Here is a 26,697-nt window from a genome sequence, read left to right on the forward strand (position 1 = left end):
AACTCGTTTAACTTAAAATGACTGGGACTTTTTATGAAGTGATAGACAGCAACACCCTCGAAATAGGACACGTTCTGCCTTTACAGTGCCAAACTACACCATTAATATCGCAGGCATGTAACAAAGGGAGAAATGTCTATCATCCTATCAATAACTCAACATCTAATCGAATTAAATCATAGTAATCCTTGTAAAAGATAAGAATTACAAATAACGATGTTAGAAGGGATGAATCCATTGAGTATCAATCAACAAACTGAAGTGAAAAAATTATATGAATTATACGGCTTTATAATGTTTGAAGAAAGAGAGAATTTGCTAGCTTTTGTATATGATCAAGGTTATTTTAAAAACGCAGAAGTAATAAAGTTTTCAGATGCAAAAATTGATGACGATCTTTTAGAAAATTTGAAGGAACTAGAGTACACACCTCAAGTTACTGTATTCCCAGGGATCGAGAAGCTAAATCAAAAGTTATTTCGAGGGTTCTTTAAGGTCGATAATTATAAAGGAAAAGTTAGAAAAGGATATCAGAAATTCAATGATAATCAAACAAATATATTAGGGTTTGACTATGAGTACATCAAGGGCTCTTATTATGAAGATATTGAAATTAAATATGATGATTTGATTAATCATATGATTACCAAATTATATGAAGAAGGACCGCAGCTTATAGTACTAGAAGCTGCAGCGGGTTACGGAAAAACATGTACAGTATATGAACTCTACAATGAAATTGCTTTAAACACAGGGGATTATTGTATTCCTCTAATGACTGAACTTTCAAGAAATAGAAAAGCAAAGATATTTAGATACGTGCTCTTGGATGAAATAGATAAAAATTTCCCGGGACTTAACTCAGAGCTAGTTGAAAAGGAAATTCATAGTGGAAGAATTCCTGTAATTGTAGATGGTTTTGATGAATTATTGATTCGTAGTCATGCTAACAAAGAAAGCAGTGATTCAGTAGGTCAGTTTGATGACATTGAATCAATGTTGAGGACTATTGGGGAAATGTTAAAAGGAAATGCGAAAATAATTCTTACATCTAGGAAAACTGCGTTATTATCCGGAGATAAATTTCATGGTTGGCTTAATAATGGAGATAATGACTTCGGAGTTACAAGAATTACTTTAAATGAGCCTTCAATGCGGGATTGGGTTGGGCAAGAGAAAGCATCAATTATCAATGGATATGGAACAACAGTCGGAATGTTACTAAATCCCGTGATTCTAGCTTATATAAAAAATATCTCAGTTGACGATTTGCAAAACAAAAACATTGAAAAACTCATTGAGGATTATTTTATTAAACTTCTGACGAGGGAACAAACACGTCAACACATTAAACTTAGTGTTGCTGAACAAATGAAAATATTTGAGGGTCTAGCTTATCAGATGTCTATCAATGGAATTACTTCTGATAGTAGAGATAATATTAAGTCTATGATTTACGAGAGTAATTGGAATATAATAGAAAAATCTTTGGATAATTACTATGGTTCAGATAAACCCGATTCCGAAAGTGTAGCAAATACTTTGGCAGGACATGTACTTCTAGATAGAAATGGTTCTTCTGATGAAGTTGGTTTTATAAACGAATTTATATTTGGGATACTATTAGGAAATGTTATTTGTGAACAATCATCAATGGATTATTTAGATATGAAATTCATCGATTTAGCCTGTACTTCTTTTGAAATCAGAGACGAAGGACGTAAGAATAATTTATATAATAAAATTAGAGAAATATCTGATGCTTTTATGGAAATGGAAAAGCTAGAAGTCGATATTAAATTGAAGAATAGCCTCACTGATAGATATAAATCCCTTTCAGTTGAAAATAGAGTTTTCAATTCATTTGTTTTTGGTGAAACAGTTGAGTCAAGCGTGTTTTATTCGTGTGTTTTCACAAATATGTCCTTTAATAAATCTATTTTTTTTCAAACTACTTTTATAGATTGTAAATTTTTCAATTGTACGTTTTATTGTGATACAGAAAATGATCATCTGATACATTTTATTAACTGTAATAGTGAGGATCGAGAATTTATGAATTTAGTGGATAGTTCTGACTCGAACTCAAAAGATTTGACTGAGGATGACATAATAGAGAAATATGAAAGAATTGTAATTGAACAATATTGGCCGCCGGGAAAAAAAGCAGCACAGTTAAAAAGAGCGTATAGAACACTATTTTACGGGGTAGAGCATGTTGATCATGTTTATATAGAAATGGCGATTAATCGGTTGAAAAGGAAAGGAATTCTTAACGCTGTTTCGTCGACATTGTATATTTTGGATGTTAGCAAGATGGGTGAGATTCAGGATATTAAGAACGGAAAAGGTGTGTGGGAATTAAATGATTAGACAAGACATATTTGTACCTGAAGCATTATTAAAACCTATTGAAAAAAAGATCATTAAAGAGTTGGATAAAATTGGATTATTTTATAGAATTTTTTCTCGAATAAAGACTAACGAATCTATTGAGAAGAAATTAAGTCATAAGAAATATAATGAAAATAAAAAAATGCAGGATATAATAGGAGTAAGAATTGTATTATATTTTAATGACGATATTGAAATTTGCGAAAAACTTATATCTAGAATATATAAGAAAGTGGGAGAATCTATAGATAAGCCAGATTCCTCCACATTTAAACCCACGAGAACCAACATTGTCTATCAGCTAGATGCCATGACTATAGATGAAATTTCACCAGCTATACAGGGAAAGTTCATTGATACAACTTTTGAGTTGCAACTTAGGACTGTTTTTTCCGAAGGTTGGCATGAGGTTGAACATGATTTGAGATATAAATGTGAAGATGAATGGAGTACTTATGATGAGCATTCTAGGACATTAAATGGGTTGGTAGCGACTTTAGAGACATGTGATTGGTCGATTATGACGCTATTTTCTGACTTGTCATACCGGAATTATAGAGATTCTAATATTATCCCCATGATGCGCAACAAATTTAGATTAAGATTTGAAAATACACCGTTGGACATGAATATCAGAAATATTTTACTTGAAAACAATAAAAAATTATTAAAAAAACTATTTCGAATTGATAGAAATGATTTATTGGAGAATCTTTCAAAAATAAAAATCCCTGTATCTTTGAAGTTTAATAATATTATATACATTTGTAATCATTATTATCTGAAGTCAGAAAAAATTGAAACCATAACGCCTAAAGCTATCACTCGGTTGTTATGATGGCGCGAAGCATCCCGTAACCATCTTGTCACATCCAACACCTCGCCGCTCCATTAAAATCTGGTATAATGGCAGGTACAGTGACATCGCCAGGCGATGAATCCGAGGAGGTACGTAACGTGGGTGTACCGGTAGGCGTATGGATAGCAGCCGTCATCATCTTCATTCTGTTGACCTGGATGACCTTCTGGGTGACGAACAAGGCGTATTCCCGCAAGTGGGAAGACGAGAAGGATCATAATAGCTTGAACTCTTAAGTATTTACGATAGAAAAAGCAATGAGCACCATCCTACGCCCAAGCGTATGGATGGTGCTCATTTTTCTTTTGTCTTTTAATTGGAAGGCCTATCAAACACGACTCTTAAGCTCAACAGCTCATAAAATTAACTGTCGTAGATTCCATGCTCTTCCTCTTCATCCAGAAGTCTTTCTCTTTCAATTTCTTTTCGTAAGGATGTTACCATTTTTCTAGCCCAAATACGAACATTCGCGAAGGAATGGTCCCGAACATTTTCTAGAACTTCAATCTGTTTTTCCAAGTGCGGAATAACAGAACCACTCCAACCAAAACTTTTCATGTTCGAAGAAATTTCCTTTAATACTTCTTCATTTGCCCCAAACTGATCAATTAACCATTTAGCAAATGGATGCCATATCCAACATTCACGACTTTTATTGTACAAAGGCATCATTCCGGCAATTACCTTTGGAGCTTGTTTAGGATGTGTTATACACCAATTTTTTAGAATTTGATCCGATAGCTTAAAAAGTACATTCCCTTCAATTTTATTGTCATGTGTGTCTCCAAACGAAATTAATTCATCACCAAGAAGATGACGCAATCTTGTCCTCACTTTCCAGTTAGTTGACAAGAGTTGATTTGATAGTACTGGCCAAATCACTTCATGGTGTTTAACCAGCAACTCCTCAATTACAGGAGCGTAGTCAAGACGAAGTGCTTCTTGGTAATCACTTTTAAGTTGAATAGCAAATATCTCTCTAACAAGATGCTCTGCTAATTTATTTCCATTATTCGAATCATCGAGGAATTTAATCACTGTTTCCTTCCAATGCCAGATATCGCTTTGCGAAACACCAGCGCTTTGCATTAACAAACCAGGTTTAAGTAGAATTTCTAATATAGCTTCTCGACATTTTTCTTTTCTGCTTTTGTTGCGGTGTGTATAAAGACCGAGTGTTTCCAGAGCTATCCAAGCGCCTTCATTTGAGTGATAACTAAGCACTCTACAATAGTCAATAATAACCTGTGTCGATAAATGATCTAGAACACCTCCGTAAGCGAATGCTCGAAGACTTGCGATAGGAAGAGCTCCCGATATCGCCAATGAGAGAGCTTGGTTCAAATCAGCTGACTCTGGTTGAGATAATCTAGTCACATCAATTAAGTGTAGTTGCAACTCTTCACAATTTGCAATAACTTGAAGGGTTTTAGTCACACGACCAGGATTTCTTTTTCGCAATGAATATAGAAAACCTCCCAATACAACTGCATTCCCTTCAGTTGAGATCTTACGGAGAATATCTAAAGCCTTTGTTATGAAAAATTCATCTTCTAATAGAAATTCACCTAGAGTGCTCCCAAATAAAAACCCTTGTCTTTGTTCCCCCTTAAAAATTATTATAAGATGTTCCATCCAGGTGCTGTCGCGTTTTATTAATTCAATTGCAAGCCCTTTAGCTCGTAACGCAGCTAAGTCAATGTAGTGCCCATCTTCATCTTCTACATGATCATACGGTGGGATACTAATTGTTAGACGAAGTTTATCTTCAAGTCTTTCTGGCTGTAATAAATCTATCCAACGATGAATACGTGCTAAAACATCGGAGGGTATTTTCTCATTATCGTGTCGAGTTAATATTTGAATCGACTCGATTGCATCTGGCCAGACTAGATTATTTTGCTTAGAGATAGCGAGTATGATTGACTCAACCTCATCAATGATTCCATGTTGAATTAATCCCATAATTTCATTGGATACTTGTTTGCGTGCTATATCACCATTCTTATCATGATTTATCACAAACGGCTTCAGACGAATTAGCGACTCTTTCCAATATGAAGACACTTCAGACCATTCTTTTGGTCTCCACTCATGCAAAGGAGCTAGGCTACCTTGAAGCTCTGCTCCACTCATTCTTGAGAAGCTATGAGTTTGAATGGCGGCACCCAAAGCCTCTAATCCAATTACTATATATTCATCTTCTGCACGATTCAGCGCTTCATCAATGATTTTCAACCGTTTTTCTGCCGGAGTCTGGGTACCGGATAGAAACACATGAAAAAGCTGTAAAAACTGTCCTGTGGCGTTATTAGACCATGTTTCGTTCTCTGCTGCTGCAAAAGCCAAGAGCACTCTTGCTGATGTATAAAAAGTGTCCTCCCAAAAGCATAATTTTTCTAACGCCCAAACAAGATTACGTCTTCCTAATTTGACGTTTTTAAGTTCTTCGATTGACCAAGAACCAAATGCGCTATCTATAGCCTCTGCTGCGGCGTGGGGGTTCACTTCTGAAAACGAGCGGAAGAGGCGAGCCCCCTTTTCAGTATTTAAAACTTCCGCTTTACCAAAAGGGCCTCGCTCACCACATAGTTGTTTTGTCAAATCACGAGCCTCGGACAAAAATTGCAGTTTAGAGATTTGATCACAAAGAGCTTCTGCCATGTTACCTGGCATTTGTTGGGTTATTAGTTCCAAAGCCCTTTCAGGTGAACAACCCTTCCACCATTCAGCTGCTAATCGAATGGCAAGCGGTATTGGAGTAAGACTAACGAATCGTCCACGCTTGTCCAAAATGCCACGTTCAATAAACACAGATGCCACTTCATAGAACCTTTCTGGTGTCATTCGACAAATCTTTTCTGCAACGAAACGTCGCTGTTCCATTACATCTTCAGAGAAACCTACCTGCTCAAAAATAGCGCATGCAGAAATAACACTCCTAGCTTCAGTGTCGGGATCGTTCCGTCCCCATAATAGCCTTTCGATAATCACAGGATTTTCTAGATTGCCAATATCGGTTCGATCATTAAGTCTTGCCTCAGCAAGTAGAACAGCCATTTGAGGAAATCCTTCTGCAAAGATTGCAATTCGATTAATATCTTCATCTTGAAGTGCTGGATATGCTATCCTTAGCATTGGTTTAATAACAGTTTCTGTAGATGCGGGTTTCAATTCAATAAATGGATAATCAACATGAACCTTTTCTGGATTGTAATCAAGAGTTAAGAGATTTAACAAACTATCCGCATGTTGAATTTTGTTGCATAGTTGTAGGTGCAACTCGAGAGGGCAATTATCAACTACAAGTAATCCTCGTAGTCCAGATGAGCGCCATGTAGAAACAACAGTTAAAAGGTCATAAGAACCAGCCGCAACATCAACATAAACAATCTGATCACTTAACCCCTTTTGCACAAGGTCATTGGAATCCTCAGGAGGTCTAAAAGCTTCAAGAGCGAGCCTTGATTTCCCAAGCCCTGAGCGACCTACTATGCGAGCAACTTTTCGGACACCTAAAAAATGATTGCGTAGGCCTTGAATGTGACCTTTTATAGTCTGATCGCTTATATATGTATATTGATTTTCGTTATGTCTGCTCCAAGATGTCCAAGTTTCTATATCAATTGAAACGTCTCTGCCGATATGGCGCAAAACAGAAGTAACTATAGGAATATACTTATTCGCCCATTTGGCAATTTTATTAGCATCGTATATTCGAATGTCAGCTGTATTAGCATAATGTTTACCAGAAAGGTTGATTGCTTCTCTGAATTTCTGTATACGGGGAACTTGTTGTTCAGCATTGCATGACCTGTTGTAGAACAAAACGTAAGTTCCACCCGCATTAAGGACTTCTTCAACCCTGGTTTTTAGATTTGTGGAGTCTTTTTTTAAGATTTCACTTTTACAGCTTGCTGGAGGCATGTTAGCAGCCTTACATTGAAACAAAGTAAATCTGCTCGGAATCCATCCAGTATGAGAAGGTCCATCCGTCCACTGAATCCGTCCATCTTCTCCACCATCAGCAACATTGATTTTAAGCGAAACTTCTGCAGAAGATTCTGAAATACCTTCACTTAATGCTTCTAAATGAAGTAATTTACTGAGTAGATCAGTGAATTGTTGCTCATTTAGTGATTCAATATGCTCGTATGTAATTTCAAGCGGCCGCGGCATTCTTTGTTCACCCATTTCACTCAATTATTTAGATAAGATCATTTGATACTTATACTTCCTATCAAATATATCTTAACTATTTTCGAGGTGGACGAGTAAAATCCCTTTACAATTAATTACTTTTTTCCATATGTTCTTCCGGAAGATCAACCCATATTGCTAGGAAGCGCACCCAAGGGCCCTACACCCAATTCACCAACGGAACAACAATCGCACCATACGCAAACGCGCAGATGATCACAAGCGCCGGATGAATCTTGCGGATCTGCATTGCCCAGAACGCAATAGCTGCGATGAGCAGGGACTGGATGATGCCGATTGAAGCGATCGAGCTGTCGACAAACTGCCATGTCAGGAGCACCATCATGATTGCGATGACTGGCTGCACGAGCAGCGTGATGCCTTTGACAATGGGGGATTGACGGTGCTTGCGCAGAAAACGCAACATGAGCACCAGTGCGATAGCCGATGGGGCGATAGTTGCAAACAGTGCAATGAAGATGCCGATCCAGCTACCCGCATCAAAGCCGACAAAGGCCGCGATTTTCGTAGCGATCGGTCCCGGCAAGGCATTTCCCAACGCTAGAATATTGGAGAATTCCTCAGGCGTCGCCCAGGCGTGATTGGTCACAATCTCCCGGTACATCAGCGGGATCGACGCTGGTCCGCCGCCGTACCCCAGAACATTCGCTACAAAAAAACCAACAAATAAATTCCACCACTCAGTCCATGCCACTGCTCATCCCGCCTCCTTTCTTATGCTGCTGGTCTCGAATCCGCTTCTCCAGCTTGCGCTCCTGCCGCAGCTTCAATTTGGCCACCGTATTCATGTGAATCGCTCCATAGGCGATGAAGATCATAATGACAACTGCAGGGTGAATCTGAACCCCTTGGAGCATGGCAAAAGCCAGGGCAAAAAAGCCGATCCCGGCGGGGATGCCCAGTCCTTTGACCGCCTTTTCGCCAAATTCGTACGCCATCACACCCAGCATGACGGCCACCACTGGGATAACTGCCCCGATCATGCCCTGAATGATTGCCGAACCGCTCAAGTACTGAACAAAACTAAGCAGAGCAATCATGGCGATGCTGGAAGGCAGGATGTGAGCCAGGACAGAGATAACAGCGCCAAGCGCGCCTTTTTGGTGATAGCCCACATAAGCCGCCATCTTGGTGGCAATCGGCCCCGGTAATGCGTTGGCCAACGCCAGAATTTCGCCGAACTCTTCGTCATCCATCCACTTATAGGCGGTCACGGCTTCATAGCGGATGAGGGGGATAACGGACGGACCGCCGCCATAGCCCAAGATACCGGTCTTGATCATGGCCCAGGACAGCTGCCCGTATTTGTTGCCTGCGGCTGCTTCGCTCATCATTACAACCTCATTCCCATCCGGCTTTTGTAGCGGTTGATCAGCAGCTGGCACTCGACACTCATGATGCCGGGCAGTGTGTACAGTTTTTCTTTCATGAATAATTCCATCTCCTCGTTGCTCTGAAACAAGCCATGCATATGAAGCTTGCTCGGTCCGGTCATGTGGTACAGGCTCGTGACGTAGGGCTCGGTGGATAGCTGATCAGCGACAGCATGCAGATGCTTGGGCTCCACCTCGACATTGAAAAAAGCCGATACCCGAATGCCGATTTTCTCCGGATTAATGACGGCAGTAAACCGTTCGATCACGCCAGCATCTGTGAGCGCGCCAACACGGGCTTGCACCGCAACGCGGGAGAGGCCGACTTCCTTAGCGAGATCCGTATAGGAAATCCGACCGTTCTCGTGCAGAAGCGCGATGATTTTGCGGTCGGTGTCATCGATGATGACGGATAAGGGCTCAGAATTGCTTTTTGAGCTCATGGGTTACGTCTCCTTTCAAAACAATCAAATTGCAAAATGAAATCATAAATCGATCCCGACTTGCCATATGTTCAAATATATACGCGATTTCATTCGTTTTCAATACATTTTTGCGAGAGTGATGACAAAATGGTTGAATGTTCAGCGATGAGGTGTTAGATTAGAACAAGATGAAATGTTATGTTTTCTACCACGGGGAAATGGGAGGGGAATCAGATGAGGCAAGCGGTGATTGGTTCGCAAGCGATGGTGGTTAGTCCGCACTACTTGGCGTCGACGGCTGGTGCCCGGATTCTGGAGCAAGGGGGCAACGCATACGATGCCGCAATTGCAGTCAGTGCAGCACTGGCTGTTGTGTATCCGCATATGACCGGACTTGGCGGTGATTCGTTCTGGCTCGGATGGCATCATCTCGAAGGCAAGGTGCGTGGCTACAATGCGAGTGGACGTGCAGGCAGCAACTGTACGATTGCAGCCTATGAGGGGATGGAGTCGATACCCAACCGGGGCATCCGCAGTGCGGTGACGGTCCCAGGCATGGTGGATGGCTGGGCAGCGGTGCATGGCGAGTATGGACGTTTGCCCTGGGCAGACGTACTGGCGCCTGCGATTGGTTATGCGGAGGACGGCTTTCCGATGTCGCCGGATCAGGCCGGGCATACGGCAGCACATCGCGACATGCTGGCAGCAACGCCGGAGACGGCTGCAATCTATCTGCCTGGCGGAGCCCCCGCTGCAGCTGGTGTGCGGTTCCGGCAGCCGGACTTGGCGAGAACGCTTCGGCGGGTAGCTGAGAACGGTAGGGATGAGTTCTATACGGGGGAAACTGCGCAAGAGATTGCTCGGTATATGGAAGCGGAAGGTGGATTGCTGACGGCGGAAGACCTGGCCGCGCATCGTGGCGATTGGGTCGCACCGGTGACTGGGACGTATCGGGGATATGATCTCTATCAGATGCCTCCTAACTCGCAGGGCTTTGCTGGCATTATGACGCTGCAGATGCTGGAGAAGTTTGACCTGGCTGGAGTGGAGCATGGCTCGCATGCTTATTATCAGCTGTGTGTGGAGGCGCTCAAGCGGAGCTTCCGCGACCGCAACCGGTACCTGACCGATCCGGCCTTCTCGGAGGTGCCACTGTCGCGTCTGCTCTCCAAGGAATATGCGGCTGAGCTGGCAACGACGATTGATGTGAACCAGGCCTCTGATGAGGAGGCGGTCGCGCTTGGCAGTGATACGGCCTACGCAGCGGTTGTCGATGCAGAAGGCAATGCGGTTTCCTTCATTCAAAGCCTGTACTTCGAGTATGGCTCAGGCGTTGTGGCTGGGAATACGGGAGTGTTGATGCAGAACCGGGGGTCTTTTTTCTCGTTGGATCCGAACCATGTCAATGCACTGCAGCCGGGCAAACGATCCTTCCATACGCTCATGCCTGCGATGGCGTTTCAGGGCGGTAAGCCAGCCATCGTCTATGGCACCCAGGGCGGGGAAGGGCAGCCGCAGACGCAGACGGCGATTTTCACTCGGATGGTGGACTACGGCATGGACCCGCAGCAAGCCATTAACGAGCCGCGCTGGGTATGGGGCCGCACGTGGGGCGAGCAGACGCGTGAGCTGAAGCTGGAAAGCCGGGTTGCGCCGGAAGTGCAGGCGTCACTGGCAGCGGCAGGTCATCAGGTGCGGACAGTGGGGGCCTTCGACGGTGTCATGGGCCACGCCCACGCCATTCGGCGCGATGAGCATGGCTTCTTGCAGGGCGGCTCCGACCCCCGGTGTGATGGTGCGGCGATTGGGTGGTAGAGCTCTAAACCAGATGTGAATGCAGGCTATTAAAGGTAGGAACCTACGGTCACGGATCGATCTTCCGATCGCTGTTGTCCCCAGATTTCTTGAATTTATAACCGCTGTAGCGGTTGAAATCCGGGGACAAAGGCGAGCGCTACGCTTCTCCAGATTCGATTCCGTGCCTCTTCGGCCATTTTAAAAAGCCTGAAACCGTGGTTAAGCGCTGAATAAGAAGCAAAATGTTACTTGAATTGGCTAGCCATGGCGGTATACCAAGAGAGAGTATGATACGGAGAGAGAGGGAGATGACGGAGATATGACGGCACAGGAGACAGGCACGACGGTACAGGGGGAAGCTTATATTGACCGCAGTTTGGAGCTTGCTCCGACGGGGAGTGGGGCACTGGATGGGCTGACGTTTGCGGTGAAGGATGTGTTTGATATTGCAGGGCATGTGTCCTCGGCGGGTAATCCGGACTGGCTGCGGACGCACGGTCCGGCAGCATCCAATGCAGCGGTGGTCGAGCAGTTGTTGGCTGCGGGTGCGTCGCTGCGGGGCATGACGATTACCGATGAGGTGATGTACAGCATCAATGGCGAAAATGCCCACTACGGCACGCCGCTCAATCCGGCGGCGCCGGGGCGCATCCCAGGCGGCTCTTCGAGCGGCTCGGCTTCGGCTGTTGCGCAAGGCTTTGCCGATCTCGGTATTGGCACTGACACCGGAGGTTCGGTGCGGGTGCCAGCGGCCTATTGCGGACTGTATGGTCTGCGTCCGACCCATGGCGCCGTTGACGCACAGGGCTTGATTCCGCTTGCGCCAAGCTTTGATACAGTCGGCTGGATGGCGCAAAGTGCGAACGTGTTGCGCCAAGCGGGAGAGGTGCTCCTGCAGGGACAAGCTGCTGCTTCGCCGGGTCAGGGATTCACACGGCTCGTAGTGGCCGAGGAGATGTGGGCACTGGCTGATGAGCCAACCCGCGAAGCGCTGTCGGCGTACCTATCCAAGCTAGAGCAACTGGTTGCTGAATCCGAGCAGGTGACTCTGGCGCCGGAGGGGCTGGGCGAGTGGATGGCCGCTTTCCGGCATATTCAGGGCATCGAGATCTGGCAGGCACATGAGGCGTGGATTACGGAGAACAAACCAAGCTTTGGGCCTGGCATTGCGGATCGCTTCGCTTGGGCAGCTACGCTGCGCCGTGAGGAGCACGAGGCATCGTACACTAAGCGCGAAGAAGTAAGGGAGCGTCTGATCAGCTTACTCGGCGAGAACACACTGATGGTGGCGCCGACTGTACCGGGTATCGCACCACTGCAAGGCCTGAGCGGCGAGGCGGTTGAGCGCAGCCGCGTGGCGACGCTGCAACTGAGCTGTCCCGCCGGATTGGCTGGACTGCCCCAGCTGACCGTGCCGTTAACCGGCGAGGCAGGACTCCCCGTTGGCTTGTCGCTGATTGCGGGTCCGGGTCAGGATCTGCAACTGCTGGCGTTGGCTGAGCAACTGTCAGCTAACGCGTAATTCATCATCAATCCCACACGGTCTACAACTATAAGAGCCCGGCCTACCTATAGGCCGGGCTCTCGCCGTGTTATTCAATCAACATTTTCGCTCTAACCATCGCATTGATAAACATCCGATCATAGGCCCATTTCAAATCCTTCAGCTTTTCATTCCCCAACTGATGCTGATCCCAGAACGAATCTAGCGCATTCATTTGATTCGTAACGAGATAAATTTGAAGACTATCTAATGCTTGAATCCAGTCCTCGCAAATGTCGCGTGTATTATAAATATCTTGCGGGAGGTCCATCATCCCTGTCCTCGCGGAGGTGAAATCTCCATTTGCGTAGGCCTGTTCTTTTATATCAAGCAATTTATTTTGCAGATCTTCGATGGCGGCGGGCACTTGATCATCCTTGGCAAGCATGCGTTTCAACAGGTCCACCATCTCACCTTGAATAGCGTCTATTTCCTCAACGGTGCTAAAATTGAATTTTTGCAATTTGTCGATTGTCTCCAAGTAAGGTGTGCGCTTGTCCACAATGACCACGGAGTCTCCCTTTTTGTCCACATGGAACCCCGCTTGTCGAAACAAATAAACCGGCAGCATCGTGCGATTTTCCATTATAATAGCAGGAACATCCGTTTTTGGCTCAAGTGTCTTTCCTCCCCAGACCACTTGCACAACCGGAAAGCCCTTGAACAGCTTGCCTTGGGCTGCGGCAACGGCGACGGACGAACCAATCACGACTAATAGTACGATGGAGCAAACCAACCATTTTTTCATTCCGAGCACTCCTTCTAAGATTGATAGTCTTATTCTACCATGTATGATAGAAAAAAGGAGAGATGAACATGTTCATCCGTCTTGCAATTAGCGATGAGGAAATTCTGGCTACCTACCCGGTGATGCACCAACTGCGCCCCCACCTGGAGGAGGGGTCGTATGTCCAGCGTATTCGCAAACTGCAGCAATCTGGTGGCTACCGCCTGCTGACGCTGCAGGAGAATGGTCAGCCCCGAGCCTGCGCGGGCTATCGTGTCTGTGATTCATTGGCTTGGGGCACGTTTATCTATGTCGATGATCTAATTACGGATCAGGACAGTCGGGGGAAGTGCCACGCCCAGCAGCTATTCGACTGGCTGGAGCGGGAGGCGGCGAGATTGGGCTGCGACGCGTTGCACCTGGATTCCGGCGTACAGCGTTTTGATGCGCACCGCTTCTATTTGAACCAGCGGATGAACATCACTTGCCATCATTTTGAGAAACGATATGAATAGCAAATAAGTCGTCCTGTTCTTCATCAAGAAGGGCGGCTGGATGCCAACTCTCTCTATGAGTCCGGTAACGACCGGACTCATAGAGAGAATTTTTTTTGGGGGTGGAATTTTAACAGGACAAGGTGTAAATGCACATACCAAAAGAAAAAAGGGGGAATAGGATAGAAAATATTGGCAGATTAAGGAGGTTGAGCTGATGTCACAAGGAAACATACCCAATATAACACCGGTCATCACAGTGACTAGAGATGATGCGGTCAATTTGTTGTTATCCTCCATAGCTATGGAAGAGCTGGGATTAAGTCATATTATCAATGCTGAAGGTGAGAAGCTCCAGTACATACTGGGCACGCTCCCGGGTTTAACTGGCCCCCCAGCGACGATAAGTGACATTCTCAGTGTCAATGCCAGTATCAGGGACACGATTCGCCAGCTGACAAACCAGGAATGGGTGCTGCAAAACAAACTGGAAAGTATTTTGTCTACACCAATATCAATTGGTCCTACAGGGGCTACCGGTCCAACAGGTCCATCGGGAGGACCTCCCGGTCCAACCGGAGCAACTGGTGCTACTGGTGCGACCGGTGCAACGGGCCCGACGGGTACGTTTGATCCCGGTACCGTGCTGTTCAATGTCCTCGGCCAAACGGGTTCGGCAACGATGGAGCTTGGAGATAATATAACCTTCTTATCCAATACCTTGGATATCACCGTCACACAAGGCTCGGCTAACGTATCGATCGAAAGCCGGAACGTAACCGGCCCGACTGGCGTTGCCGGAGCGACCGGTGCCACGGGAGCAACGGGTGCCACGGGAGCAACCGGAGCGATAGGTGCCACAGGAGCGACAGGCGCAACGGGTGAAACCGGAGCAACCGGAGCAACCGGTCCGACTGGTGTAGGGGCAACAGGAGCCACCGGGCCAACGGGTGCGACAGGTGCAACGGGAGAAACCGGTGCCACGGGTCCGACCGGTGCAGGTACAACCGGGGCGACGGGAGTAACGGGTGCGACCGGTGTCACGGGCGAAACGGGAGCCACAGGCCCGACCGGTGTAGGAGCCACCGGTGCAACCGGCTCGACGGGTGCGACAGGTGCAACAGGAGTTACGGGCGCCACCGGAGCTACCGGGGCCACCGGGGCCACCGGAATGACCGGCGCAACAGGAGTTACGGGCCCCACAGGGGTGCTTGGCTTTAATCCGTTTGATGTGTATGTACTGGCAGGGGCGGTTGGAGGGATCGGAACGCAGGCCAGTCCATTTGGAACTATCCAGGAAGGGGTCACGGCCGTTTCCCCGACCGGCACGGTTCATATTCTTGGTGGCACTTATCCGGTGACTACCCAAATCACAATTAACAAAGCTGGTGTCGTTCTCAAGGGGTACCCAAGTACACTGATTTCGCTGCAAGCCGCCACGATTCTCTTTCTGGTTACGGGTAATGGCATAACGCTGGATGGTCTAACGATAACCAGTGATTTGCCTTATGCTGTGGAGTTCATACAGTTTGAAGGAACCAATCATAAGCTGATTAACAATGTCATTTTTGGCCCTCCACAAGCAGGCCCGTCAACGGGCTGGGTGGTGAATCGAGGTTTTGTAACGCAATCTGATGTAGTGAATCTTATTGTTCAAAACAATATTTTCTATTCCCTGCGGCAGCCATCCTATTTGAATCCTGGTTCTACCGGCAATATCGTGAATAATGTGGTGTACAACACGCGTGGATTTGTCGTGGATGGAGCGGTCTTTGTGTTTTCGGGTAATGCCTGGGGCAGTCCGGTTAATGCAGTGGATATTGCCCTTTTAGTTGGAACAATAGCCGGGCCTCCTTATGATCCGTTGACGGAATTGGCAGATAACAATAGTAATGCATCAATCAGTGATCAGCGATAGTGGAGATTTGAATCCTTACTATCATAAGCTGCGGAGCCTCTTGTGGGGCTCCGTTATTTTTTGCCGCAACTGAGAAAAAGGAGGTTAGCCCTCCATCATGTCTGCGCTTCAAGAATACGCATCAGATACGGTTCGCCTTCTGTCATCAGATCCCGCTTGCTCTGCTCCACTTGCCCATCGTTGAAGCCTTACAATACCTTAATGCCCCCTTGACATAGCACGAATACTTGCCGGTTATGGTGGAGCAAGGTCTGCCGACAGTGCTCTCAGCGCACGCATGGCAGGACAAGCTCCTGCATACCTATACCTGAGCGACAGATGATGTTAGAGGAGGTTTTTTATTGTGAAAAGAATGGTTCGACAGCTGCATGTCATGATGGCTTCATTACTGCTTCTATCTCTGCTCCAGCCGGTGGTGGCTCGGGCGGCTCTGCCGGAGCTGCCTGCGACCGGATACGGCAAGGTGCTCGATGCCCGCAAGGCCGAGATCGCACCGGGAGCACACTATACCTGGTACGATCTGCAGGATCACCGGGGCAATCAAAAGGTACATATGGTCGAGTTCAATCCCACTGCTTCGAATCTGGAGCTGCGCGCCGGTACGAAAGACGGCTATGTCTACGGCATGAAAGGCGTAACCGAGATGGCTCGCCATCTGGACGGCCCGGGCCAGCGGGTCATCGCCGGCGTCAATGGAGATTTCTATGATATCTCCGGTACCGCGACGGGCGTGCCCAACGGCATGTTCATGGATGGGGGCACGATTCTAACGAGTCCGGCCTCGAGTTTTGCTTTTGGCCTGAAGGCGGACGGCTCGTCCATCTATGGAGCACCCCAGCTCACCCGTTCCATCACAATTGACGGGACAACGACGAATCTGACGCACATCAACCGCTATCGCGGTGCCAATGCGTTGGTACTGTACACCGCCGACTACTATACGTCGACCAAGTCAGGTGCGGATGGGACGGAGGTTATCCTGGATGTCGTGTCTGGTGAGGTGAAAAGTGGAGATACGCTTCAGTTGCAGGTAGCAGAGGTCCGCAGCGGGCGTGGCGATGCGCCGCTGACAGACGGACAAGTGGTGCTATCTGCATCCGGCGCAGCGGTCTCCGCCATCTCCGGCCTGACGCCGGGTGATGAAGTGTCTGCGAGCTTCCAACTGGAAGGCGAATGGGCAGATGTGACGCTGGCGATCGGGGGTAACGGTCCGCTGGTGAAGGACGGTGTGCCGCAAAATACCGGCTTCAATGGCGGTGTTCATCCTCGTACGGCCATCGGCACCAAAGCCGACGGTTCCATCGTCCTCTTCGAGGTAGACGGGCGTCAGCCGGGAACAAGTGAGGGCGTGGAAACCTCCGAGCTGGAGCAGATGCTGCTCGATGTTGGCGTAATTGATGCGATGAACCTGGATGGTGGTGGCTCATCGACCTTTGTTGCCCGCATGCCGGGGGAGAGCGGCGTACGGATGATGAATACCGGCTCAGACGGCGGAGAGCGCCGGACAGGCAACGGTCTGCTACTGGTTAACACAGCGCCGGAGTTGGGCGAAGCTGTTCGGTTGGCAGTGACACCAGGAGCCGAACGGGTTCTGGGAGGTTCCGACCTGACGTTCCAGGCAGTGGGTGTGGATGGCAATGGGCATCCAGCGCAGGTTCCAGCCGCTCCGGCATGGCAGGTGACGCCTGCTCTGGGAACGATTACGGAGCAAGGCGTGTATACGGCTGGGGATGACCCGGGCTTCGCAACCGTGCAAGCGACACATGAGGACATCAGCGGCTCGGCAGAGATCGAGGTTGTAACGGTGATTGACGCGCTCGCTTTTCCGGATGAGAGCCGTTCCCTTGCCCCAGGGTCCACGCTGCAGCTGCAGGTTACAGCAAGCCGTGATGGGCAGCTGATTAAGGGAAGCAACCGGAGCTTCACCTGGGAGACAACGGGTGACATCGGCTCGATTAATGAGAATGGCCAATTCACGGCCGCTGACGAGAGTGGACTGGAAGGTGAGATTATCGCCCGATATGGCGAGATTGCAGCGACCATGAAGGTGAGCATCGGTCAGCCGCCAGTTATCCTCGAGGACTTCGAGGACGGCATCGGCTCGTACCGGGCATCGGGCGCGCAGTTCCGCACCGTCGATATCTCGGAGGTGACGGATCCCGATTTTGTCCGCAGCGGTGAGAAGTCTCTGAAGATGGCCTATGACTTCACGGGCATGACTAGTGGTACCTCGGGGGTCTACCTGATCTCGACTGCGCCTGGGAATCTGCAAGTGCCGGGCTACCCGCAGAAGATCAGCATGTGGGTCTACGGCGATGGCAACAAGCATTGGCTGCGCGGACAAATGCGCGACGGCAATGGTGCGGCCTTCCCGATCAACTTCACAGATGGAGAACTGGAGGGCGGCGTCAATTGGACGGGATGGAGGTACGTTGAGGCTGAGGTGACGCAAGGCCGTCCGCTGCCGCTGACGATGGACCAAGTGGTCCGTTATATGGAGACCAGCAACACCAAGAAAGACGCCGGTGCCATCTACATTGACGACATCCGGGCCGTCTACGGACCTGTAGATGAAGACCATGAGCCGCCGGTGATCCACTCCCTTAGTCCGGCTCCAGACGCGATTGTGACAGAGGCGACTCCGGAAATTACTGTCATTGCTGAAGATGAAGGTTACGATCCGGTGCAGCACCCGGGCACCACGCTGATCGACCCGGATCACATCCGTGTCTATTTGAATGACGAGCAGGTCGAGTATGGCTTCTATCCACCACAAGGACGTATCTCATTCCGACCAGCCACACCGCTGGCGGAGGGACGTCATAAGGTCAAAGTCGCGGTGCGCGATCTGAGTGGCAATCAGACGATCGAAGAGTGGTATTTTACCGTTAATCTGGGATCGCCGTATTATGATTACAAGACGCCGGAGACGGTCTACGCCGGCCGGACCTACACGGTAGATGTAAAAGCGATCCAAGCAGACACGCTGGCAGGCGGTCATCTGGCGTTTTCATTTGACCCTGCGACGACTGGCGGGTTGAACGTCCTTCGCGGCGACAAGCTGACCGAGTCTCAGCTGGATTCGCAGATAGACCCAGTTACCGGACAAGTAAGGCTGGACTTCAGCCAACTGGACGGAACAGAACTGGCGGGAGAGGACGTAATTGCTCAAATTCAATATACGGTGCAATCGGATATCCTTGGGCCGTATGTGATAGAGCAGGTGGAAGGTGGCGTGTCGGGTACGCATCACATCTCGTTTGTCTCAGGTGAGATGGTAACGACTGGTGGCACCATGCCTTTCATTGGTCAATCCTTGCGCTCCCGCGTGGAGGCGGAGCTCAAGCTGACTTGGGATCACTACGCAACCGCACTTGGTGAGCCAGCTGTATTTACGGTTGCTGAGATGTCAGGCGGTGCAGCGGTAGGTGATGCAGAGCTGTTAATTGAGGGTGAACTGACTGGTGATGGCCGTTCCGATTCAACCGGTGAGCTGATAACAGTCCAAGCTACCGAGGAGACGGGGACGTACCGGGTACAGGCCGTCAAGGGTGATGCCTATAGTCCGGTGATGACCTTTACGGTGGCACCATTAGCGGGTACGCCGGAGCCGTACAACATTAGCGTGACGATGGGCGAGGACCCTGCCGTTTCGCGAGGGTTTGCATGGCATACGCATCCATCGGTGACCGAATCGGTGGTTGAGCTCGTAAAAGCTGCTGAATTCACGGACTTTGAGGCGGATCCGGTGGTGCGGGTCGAGGGCAGCAGTTCTACGTACACGACCTACAAAGATGGCACGATGCGTGTGCACAAAGCGACGGCTAGCAGCCTGGAGCCGGGTACGGACTACGTGTACCGGGTGGGCGATGGCGCAGGACATGTGAGTGAGAAGGGGACGTTCCGCACGAGCGATCCCGAAGCGGACGCCACACAATTTCTATTCCTGACCGACTCGCAGGGTGGAGTAGTGGGGGATTTTGTAAAGTGGGGCCAGACCCTGGACAAGGCCATGGCGTACATGCCAGAGCCGGAATTCCTGCTCCATGGCGGGGATCTGATCGACAAGAGCTTTGAGCAGCGGGAATGGAACTGGTGGTTCGAGTATGCACAGGAGCATCTGCGGGGCACGACGCTGGTGCCGGTGATCGGCAACCATGAGGTGAATGGGACCAATGGCTATGGCGATTTCCTCGCCCATTTTAACAATCCGGGTAATGGACCTGATGGGTCCGAGGGCATCAGTTATTCCTTTGATGTGCAGGACACGCATATCGTCGTTTTGAACACTGAGGGAGGCGCCGCGGGCATTCGGGAACAAGTCGAGTGGTTGGAGCAGGACCTGGCGTCGACCGACAAAAAGTGGACCATCGTCACAATTCACCAGGGGCCATATGGCAGCACCTACGCCAATACCAGCGTGCAGGCGGCATGGGTTCCATTGTTCGATAAATACGGCGTAGACCTCGTCTTGAGCGGACATGACCATATCTACTTGCGCACGTTCGCCATGCAAGGCAATGAAATCGCTGCGGATGGCGAGGGGACCCGATATGTTATCGGCGGCTCGTCGGGAACCAAGTTCTACGGCTTGACGAAGAAGCCGTATCAGGAAGTGGTCTTTAACGAGCAGGAGCAAGTGTACACGGCTGTGAAGATTGAGGGCGACGAGCTGGTCCTGACGGCTCGGGCGGTTAATGCGAGCGGCGAGGAGCGGGAAGTCGACCAACTGACGTTAATCAAGGAGGATCAGGTGCCGCCAGTCACGCCGCCGGTTACGCAACCGCCGGTCACCAATCCGCCAGTGACGGAGGAGCCGGAGGAACCATCCGAGCCGGAAGAGCCAGGGCAGCCTGAGCCTGCAGCTCCGGGTGAGCTGAAGCCGAGCGAGGAGCAGCTGCAGTCCGGTGGCAATGGTCAGCCGGTTAGGCTCGATATGAAGGGGGAGCTGAAGACCCTCACGCTCCCGGGTCATGCAGCCGAGCTGCTGAATGGTTCGCCACTGACGGTACGTGCGGATAACCTGACAATAACGATTCCGGCTTCGGTCCTGGCCGAGCTTATGGGAAGCTTGCCTGCGGAAGAAAGGGAGAAAGGCACCATTACACTCACTGTCGAACCTGTAACCTCTGGCCGAGCATCACAGGTGGTTGCTGGCGCACAGACGCATTATGGAGCAGAGATCCGCCAGGCCGGGGCGATGCTGGACTTCACACTGCGCGTACAGGATGCAGGAGGCAGTGAGCACTCGTTAGAGAGTTTCAGCGAGCCAATAACGGTACGCATCCCTGTCAGAACGGATGCTGATCCTGCGCTGACTGGACTGTACTTTGTAGCGGAGAATGGACAGTTGACGTATATCGGAGGCAAGGTGGAGAACGGTGTACTGACGGCCGCGCTCACACACTTTAGCACGTATGCTGTATTGGAATACAACAAGTCCTTCGCGGATTTGTCCGATACCCACTGGGCAGCTTCAACTATCAAGCAGCTCGCCGCCAGACAGCTGGTGAATGGGGTTTCGAATGAGCACTTCCTGCCAAGCGGAGAGGTGACACGGGCCGAATTTGCGGCCATGCTCGTACGAGTGCTGGGCTTGGCTGGCGAGACAGAACATCCCTTTGCGGATGTGTCCGCAGACAAGTGGTATGCGCAGGAGATTGCTGCGGCTTATCATGCGGGTCTGGTCACGGGTACAGGTGAGGGCCGGTTTGCGCCGGATGCGCGTGTGACCCGCCAGGAAATGGCGGCTATGCTGGTTCGCGCCCATGCCTATGAGACTGGTCATGAGCTGGCTGCATCCAGCCCGTCTGACTTCAAGGATCTCGCCGACGCACCTGCATGGGCCCAAGAGGCCATCGCAGCTGCTGGTGAGTTGGGCCTCATCCAGGGCCGGGCACCGGGTCAATTTGTTCCGGCAGGCCACGGCACCCGCGCCGAGAGTGCGCAGCTGATGTTGAATTTGATTCGAATCCTGGAAGCATAGAGACAGGGAAGTAAAAGCAACGGGCCCCCAAGGCTAAGTCTTGGGGGCCTGTTGTTTCTACTGGTTTAGGGAATCAAGTGTGGATGAGGTGCCCCCGCCATCAGCCGCTGTAACACACCTTTGTTCCTCTATTTGCTCAGCAACCCGCTGATCAGCTGCTGTAACGCACCAATGTTCCTCTATTTGCCTGGCAACTCGCCGGTCAGCCGCTGTAAGACACCAATGTTCCTCTATTTGCCTGGAAACCCTCTGATCCGCCGCAGTAACACACCAATGTTCCTCTATTTGCGTGGCAACCCGCTGATCCGCCGCAGTAACACACCTTTGTTCCTCTATTTGCTCAGCAACCCGCTGATCCGTGGCTGTAACACACCTTTGTTCCTCTATTTATCGGGCAACCCGCTGATCCGCCGCAGTAACACACCTTTGCGGTGCAACCCCCTTATTACGGAGTCCTCCGCATAAAACCGGCACGTGGCATAGTCATGCTCTTTATTTCACTTTTTTCCTCGGCCAGAAGAAGGCGGACCGCTCCTCTAAGCTCATGACCCACTCCGAAAATCGAACCGGCGGCATGTTGCGAAGACGGGTGTGCATGCGCCGGTTGTTGTAGAAGTCCATGTACCGGTCTACGGCCCCATAGGCGTCTTCAAACGTTGCGTATTCTTCCTTGCCAAACAGGTCTCGCTCCAGGTTGCTGTGGAATGATTCAATAAACGCATTTAAATCCGGCGTTTTCGGCGGAATGCGTTCGTGGATCATCGTCCAGCCTTCACACATGTCGCCAAACAGGTGACTGACGAACTGAGGGCCGTTGTCCGTTCGGATGACAGGCCGGTCGCTGTCAGGAGCAATGTGCTGCTCTAAGGCTCTGGCCAGCGTCTGGCAGGCATGTTTTGCCTCACAAGTCGATCCGCGGTGGTAGCCTACAATGACACGGGTAAAGACATCGATAATGCTCAGGACAAAGAAATGCCGATCCCGGCCCGCTACGTAACCGTACTTGATGTCCATCTGCCAGAGTTGGCCCGGCCCGGTAATGAGTCGGTTCTCGGGTAGTCTCCGGGGATGCTTGGAGCGTTTCTGACGCTTGGGCTGCAGGATTTCCAGCGCCTGACACAGCCGGTAGCTCTTCTTGTGATTGAGCGTTAACCCGTATTGGTTCCCCAAGCATTTGGCCAGCAGTTTGTACCCATACACGTGCTCTTCTCCAGCGACCAGTTCCAGCAGCCATTCCTGAATTTGTTCGTCACAAATCTTTTCTCCCGATTCGGTCAGAGAGTACCCGGGGACGGGTCTCCCACGTCCCTTGGGTACAGCTTGTGATACCTGCGACTTGCGTTTCTTGCGGTCGTAATATGTGGACGGTGCGAGCCCCATGATCCGCAGCACGAAAGCTGCAGCATTCCCCTGCCTAATGAACATGTCGGCTATTTTAATTTTTTCGGATAAGCAGGGGTTGGCTTTTTTAGCAGTTCACGGAGGATCTCAATCTCTAACTCCTTTTCACCGAGCATCTTGACGGCCTTCTCATATTTCTGCTCGACCTCCAGCAGGCGCTTCCGTTCCTCCACCTGATCCTGGGGATACGGATGATCTTGTTCCCCGTGGGCCCCTCGGTAATCTCGCACCCACTGATTCACCGTCGACGGAGTCACCCCATATTTTCGGGCAACCACCGCTGCCTTAATGCCAGACAACACCTCTTGCGCTGCCTTCTCTCTTGTTCCCGTTAAGTGTCCCATTCCGTTCCTCCTCCTTCTCTACTTTAGTCTACATTTTTGTGGAGGAGGACTCCAACCTATTTAGGGGGCTGTGGAGTTTGTTCCTCTATTTGCTCAGCAACCCGCTGATCAGCTGCTGTAACGCACGAATGTTCCTCTATTTGCCTGGCACCCCGCTGGTCAGCCGCTGTAACCCACCAATGTTCCTTTATTTGCTCAGCAACCCGCTGATCAGCTGCTGTAACGCACCAATGTTCCTCTATTTGCTTGGCACCCCGCTGGTCAGCCGCTGTAACCCACCAATGTTCCTCTATTTGCTCAGCAACCCGTTAATCGCCAACTGTAACGCACCAATGTTCCTCTATTTGCGTGGCAACCCGCTGATCCGCCGCTGTAACACACCCGCTGATCCGTGGCTGTAACACACCAATGTTCCTCTATTTGCTCGGAAACCATCTAATCAGCCGCTGTACCTCACAATGTTCCCCTTTGCACCAGACTCATCTACGCTCTTAACACTGTCCAAGTAAGCGATTTACAATAGCTTAACTAGCCATGTTAACTTACCTGCTATGAAGTTTGTATTTCTTTTGTAAAACCGATTGACAGAGTTGTTATTTTGATATAATGTTATAACCAGTTGAACGGGAATTGGTTATATCCATTCGACAAATACCTACACCATTTGTACAACGTACCAATGAACGGTTTGGAGGCGCTGAAGTGCTGGATGAGACCTTGCCTGTAACGCTGCAGTACCAGCTGCGGAGCAGGCTGATGGACAAAATTGAACAAAAATACTGGCCGCCGGGCTCGCAGATTGCCAGTGAGCGCGAGTTATGCGAAGCATACGGGGTGAGCCGGATGACGGTGCGGGAGGTGCTGCGGGCACTGGTTCAGGAAGGTGTGCTTGTACGCAGACAGGGCAGCGGAACTTATGTGGCCCTGCCGAAATTCGAGCACGAGCTGACGAGCTCCTACAGCCTCTCGCAGGAGCTGGAGCGCGAGGGACTCGAGTCCCGCTTTGAAGTGCTCGACTTCCGGCAAGTGACAGCTCCGGAGGACGTACAAGAGGTATTCGGCCTAAGCGAAGGAGACCAAGTCTATATGATCACCCGTCTTCGCTTCATCGGTGATGAACGGTTTGCCTGGGAGAGATCCTACACGCCATGCGAGCTGCTGGAGGGCAGTACGGTGGAAGAGCTCCAGCGGGAGGGGTTATACCCGACGATGTACCGGATCTCCGGACTGATTGCCGAGACGGCAGATGTGGAAACGGAGGCGGTGAATTGCCCTTCCGAGATTGCTCCCCAGCTGGGCATCAAGAAGAAAACAGCCGTGCTCCATCTGACGCGTATTACCAAGGCGCAGGGGCGCAGCGTGGAGTATTGCGAGAGCTATGTGCGCAGCGAGAAATATCGGTACAAGTACAAACAAGTGCTGCGCAAAAAAGCCTTCCAAGAGCAGAACGCCTTGCAGCTGGACGGTATGTAGCTTAGCTGAGGCCCGCTGGCACAACCACAGTCCGCTCTTAAAGCGGGTTATGGTTTCCATATACTAAGCTTGATCATTCAAGGAGGGTATTCTTTTGAGAAAAGTTAGTTCCATCCTAGCGTTCGTCCTGTTAACCGGCACGATCCTGTCCGCCTGCAGCGGCAATGAGGGATCCCCGGGCTCGTCCGAGAACCCGCCCCCAGGCAACGGGGAGAACAGTGAGACGGTGGAAGCCGTCAACGCGACTGGATTTCCTATCGTCAACGAGCCGGTAACCCTGCGTGCGATGGTCCAGCTGAGTCCGGTCCAGCCGACGGACTGGAACGACATCCTGATCTGGCAGAAGTACGAGGAAATGACGGGCGTCCGTATCGACTGGGAGGCGTACACAGCCGCCGACATTACCGAGAAGCGCAATCTTGCCCTCGCCAGTGATCAACTGCCGGATATTTTCTACCGGACGAGGATGCCGGACAATGATGTAGACAAATATGGCGTGGAGGGTTCATTCCTGCGTCTCAATGAGCTGATTGACCAATATGCGCCCAACTTCAAGGCCATCATGGAGAAGTATGAAGATGTGCGCAAAGGCGTCGCAACTGCCGATGGCAGCATCTATGCCATGCCGAATCTGACCGATTCGCCAAGTATCGAGATTACGCGCAAGCTGTTCTTGAATCAGGATTGGCTGGCGAGTACAGGCCAGCAGATGCCGACCACCATTGACGAGCTCTACGAGGTGCTGGTAGCGTTCCGCGATGGCGACCCGAACGGCAATGGCCAGCAGGATGAGATTCCGATGGCTGCCGATTCGCTGGATGAGCTCCTGCTCGTCCTGCGCGGAGCTTACGGTCTGGGCAACAAGGGGATTGGCAATAACAACTGGGATATCGACCCGGACTCCGGCGAGCTGCGCTTCTTCCCTGCCAGCGAACGCTATCTGGAGCTGCTGACCTTCGTGAACAAGCTGTATACCGAGAAGCTGATTGACCAGGAGGTCTTTACTACCACCGGTACCGATGTATTGGCCAAGAATGAGCAGAACCGGATCGGCAGCTTCTCCTTCGGCAATGTCGTCGGCCGTGCCAACTCCAATGCCGACAGCTTCGTCGGTCTGGAGACGGCTCTTACCGGTCCGCATGGCGACCAGCTGTATACGAGTGCTCGCGGTCATCTCGGCGCACGCGGAGCGTTCATGATCAGCAAGTCCAACCCGCACCCGGAAGCCTCGATGCGCTGGATTGATTATTTCTACAGCGATGAAGGCATTCGCATGCTCTATCTGGGGATCGAGGGCGAGACGTATGCCCAGGATGCCGATGGCAACTATGATTTCCTGCCGGAGATTGTAGAGAACATTCCCGAGGGCTCTTCCTTCGACCAGGTGGTCTCGCAGTATGTTCCATATGCTGGCGGCTCCATTCCGACTCTGATTATGGAGGATTACTTCAAGGGCGGCGAGACGCAGCCCTCCGCGAAGGCGGCTGCCGAGAATCTGGCCCCGTATCTGCCGGATGAGCTGTGGGCACCGTTCAGCTTTACCACCGAGGAGGCTGCCGAGAAAGTGGCGTTGGAGGCCGATATTAATGCCCTGGTGACACAGCGTACGGCCGAGTTCGTCCAAGGCAAGGCTTCGCTGGCAGAGTTCAGCAATTATGTGACGCAGTTGGAGCGTATGGGGCTGGACCGGTTGAAGGAAATTTATGAGGCGGGTTACGCGCGCTACCAGGAATAAGGAGTGT

The 26,697-nt window shown here is 50.2% G+C and carries 19 protein-coding genes; 12 read left to right on the forward strand and 7 right to left on the reverse strand.

The window, feature by feature from the left end:
- Positions 1–237 precede the first annotated feature (237 nt).
- The 3 genes from F556_RS0119215 (at position 238) to F556_RS38365 (ending at position 3,489) form a co-directional block, all read left to right on the forward strand.
- On the forward strand, positions 238–2,373 hold the full coding sequence (locus F556_RS0119215) for an NACHT domain-containing protein (RefSeq protein WP_020618620.1): 2,136 nt from the start codon (positions 238–240) through the stop codon (positions 2,371–2,373).
- Complete coding sequence (locus F556_RS34525; RefSeq protein WP_020618621.1) at positions 2,366–3,232, forward strand: RelA/SpoT domain-containing protein; 867 nt, start codon at positions 2,366–2,368, stop codon at positions 3,230–3,232. The genes F556_RS0119215 and F556_RS34525 overlap by 8 nt, the downstream gene beginning before the upstream one ends.
- A 119-nt stretch (positions 3,233–3,351) precedes the next feature.
- The gene (locus F556_RS38365; protein ID WP_020618622.1) at positions 3,352–3,489 is read left to right on the forward strand and encodes a hypothetical protein; all 138 of its coding nucleotides are present in this window, start codon (positions 3,352–3,354) and stop codon (positions 3,487–3,489) included.
- Positions 3,490–3,616: 127 nt separating this feature from the next.
- Here F556_RS38365 and F556_RS0119230 read toward each other — a convergent pair whose 3' ends face one another.
- The 4 genes from F556_RS0119230 to chrS form a co-directional block, all read right to left on the reverse strand.
- Entirely contained in the window at positions 3,617–7,456 is a 3,840-nt protein-coding gene (locus F556_RS0119230) for a hypothetical protein (RefSeq protein WP_020618623.1), read from the reverse strand.
- 157 nt (positions 7,457–7,613) lie between these two features.
- Entirely contained in the window at positions 7,614–8,168 is a 555-nt protein-coding gene (gene chrA / locus F556_RS0119235) for a chromate efflux transporter ChrA (protein ID WP_020618624.1), read from the reverse strand.
- Complete coding sequence (chrB, locus tag F556_RS0119240) at positions 8,155–8,805, reverse strand: chromate efflux transporter ChrB (protein WP_051108741.1); 651 nt, start codon at positions 8,803–8,805, stop codon at positions 8,155–8,157. The genes chrA and chrB overlap by 14 nt, the downstream gene beginning before the upstream one ends.
- Positions 8,806–8,807: 2 nt before the next feature.
- Positions 8,808–9,290 carry a chromate efflux transcriptional regulator ChrS gene (chrS, locus tag F556_RS0119245; protein ID WP_020618626.1) on the reverse strand — a complete coding sequence of 161 codons (483 nt, stop codon included), beginning with the start codon at positions 9,288–9,290 and terminating at the stop codon, positions 8,808–8,810.
- Between the two features lie 216 nt (positions 9,291–9,506).
- Between chrS and ggt the strand changes: the two genes are divergently transcribed.
- Complete coding sequence (ggt, locus tag F556_RS0119250) at positions 9,507–11,087, forward strand: gamma-glutamyltransferase (protein WP_020618627.1); 1,581 nt, start codon at positions 9,507–9,509, stop codon at positions 11,085–11,087.
- A gap of 301 nt (positions 11,088–11,388) precedes the next feature.
- On the forward strand, positions 11,389–12,591 hold the full coding sequence (locus F556_RS0119255) for an amidase (protein ID WP_020618628.1): 1,203 nt from the start codon (positions 11,389–11,391) through the stop codon (positions 12,589–12,591).
- Between the two features lie 70 nt (positions 12,592–12,661).
- Here the strand turns inward: F556_RS0119255 and F556_RS0119260 are convergent, their stop codons facing one another.
- The gene (locus F556_RS0119260; protein ID WP_020618629.1) at positions 12,662–13,360 is read right to left on the reverse strand and encodes a hypothetical protein; all 699 of its coding nucleotides are present in this window, start codon (positions 13,358–13,360) and stop codon (positions 12,662–12,664) included.
- Positions 13,361–13,428: 68 nt separating this feature from the next.
- Between F556_RS0119260 and F556_RS0119265 the strand changes: the two genes are divergently transcribed.
- From F556_RS0119265 to F556_RS37880, 4 genes are all read left to right on the forward strand, one after another.
- On the forward strand, positions 13,429–13,854 hold the full coding sequence (locus F556_RS0119265; RefSeq protein ID WP_020618630.1) for a GNAT family N-acetyltransferase: 426 nt from the start codon (positions 13,429–13,431) through the stop codon (positions 13,852–13,854).
- A 196-nt stretch (positions 13,855–14,050) separates the two neighbouring features.
- Entirely contained in the window at positions 14,051–15,751 is a 1,701-nt protein-coding gene (locus F556_RS38835; protein ID WP_020618631.1) for an alpha-helical endospore appendage domain-containing protein, read from the forward strand.
- Between the two features lie 352 nt (positions 15,752–16,103).
- Positions 16,104–21,737 (forward strand): phosphodiester glycosidase family protein, encoded by a 5,634-nt coding sequence (locus tag F556_RS0119275; RefSeq protein WP_245583102.1) that lies wholly within the window; start codon positions 16,104–16,106, stop codon positions 21,735–21,737.
- Positions 21,738–21,857: 120 nt separating this feature from the next.
- On the forward strand, positions 21,858–22,202 hold the full coding sequence (locus F556_RS37880; RefSeq protein ID WP_157272838.1) for a hypothetical protein: 345 nt from the start codon (positions 21,858–21,860) through the stop codon (positions 22,200–22,202).
- 27 nt (positions 22,203–22,229) lie between these two features.
- On the opposite strand, the gene F556_RS0119280 is transcribed toward F556_RS37880, so the two are convergent.
- Positions 22,230–23,162: an IS3 family transposase gene (locus tag F556_RS0119280; protein WP_083938054.1), complete on the reverse strand. Its 933-nt coding sequence runs from the start codon at positions 23,160–23,162 to the stop codon at positions 22,230–22,232.
- 5 nt (positions 23,163–23,167) lie between these two features.
- Positions 23,168–23,482 (reverse strand): helix-turn-helix domain-containing protein, encoded by a 315-nt coding sequence (locus F556_RS34530; RefSeq protein WP_020618634.1) that lies wholly within the window; start codon positions 23,480–23,482, stop codon positions 23,168–23,170.
- A gap of 77 nt (positions 23,483–23,559) precedes the next feature.
- Here F556_RS34530 and F556_RS0119290 point away from each other — a divergent pair, with 77 nt between their 5' ends.
- From F556_RS0119290 to F556_RS0119300, 3 genes are all read left to right on the forward strand, one after another.
- Complete coding sequence (locus F556_RS0119290; RefSeq protein WP_020618635.1) at positions 23,560–23,883, forward strand: hypothetical protein; 324 nt, start codon at positions 23,560–23,562, stop codon at positions 23,881–23,883.
- Positions 23,884–24,184: 301 nt separating this feature from the next.
- Positions 24,185–24,955: a GntR family transcriptional regulator gene (locus F556_RS36425; RefSeq protein ID WP_020618636.1), complete on the forward strand. Its 771-nt coding sequence runs from the start codon at positions 24,185–24,187 to the stop codon at positions 24,953–24,955.
- A 94-nt stretch (positions 24,956–25,049) separates the two neighbouring features.
- Positions 25,050–26,690 (forward strand): extracellular solute-binding protein, encoded by a 1,641-nt coding sequence (locus tag F556_RS0119300; protein ID WP_020618637.1) that lies wholly within the window; start codon positions 25,050–25,052, stop codon positions 26,688–26,690.
- Positions 26,691–26,697 lie beyond the last annotated feature (7 nt).

This window comes from Paenibacillus daejeonensis DSM 15491, from assembly GCF_000378385.1.
In the GTDB taxonomy this organism is placed as follows: Bacteria; Bacillota; Bacilli; order Paenibacillales; family Paenibacillaceae; genus Paenibacillus_D; species Paenibacillus_D daejeonensis.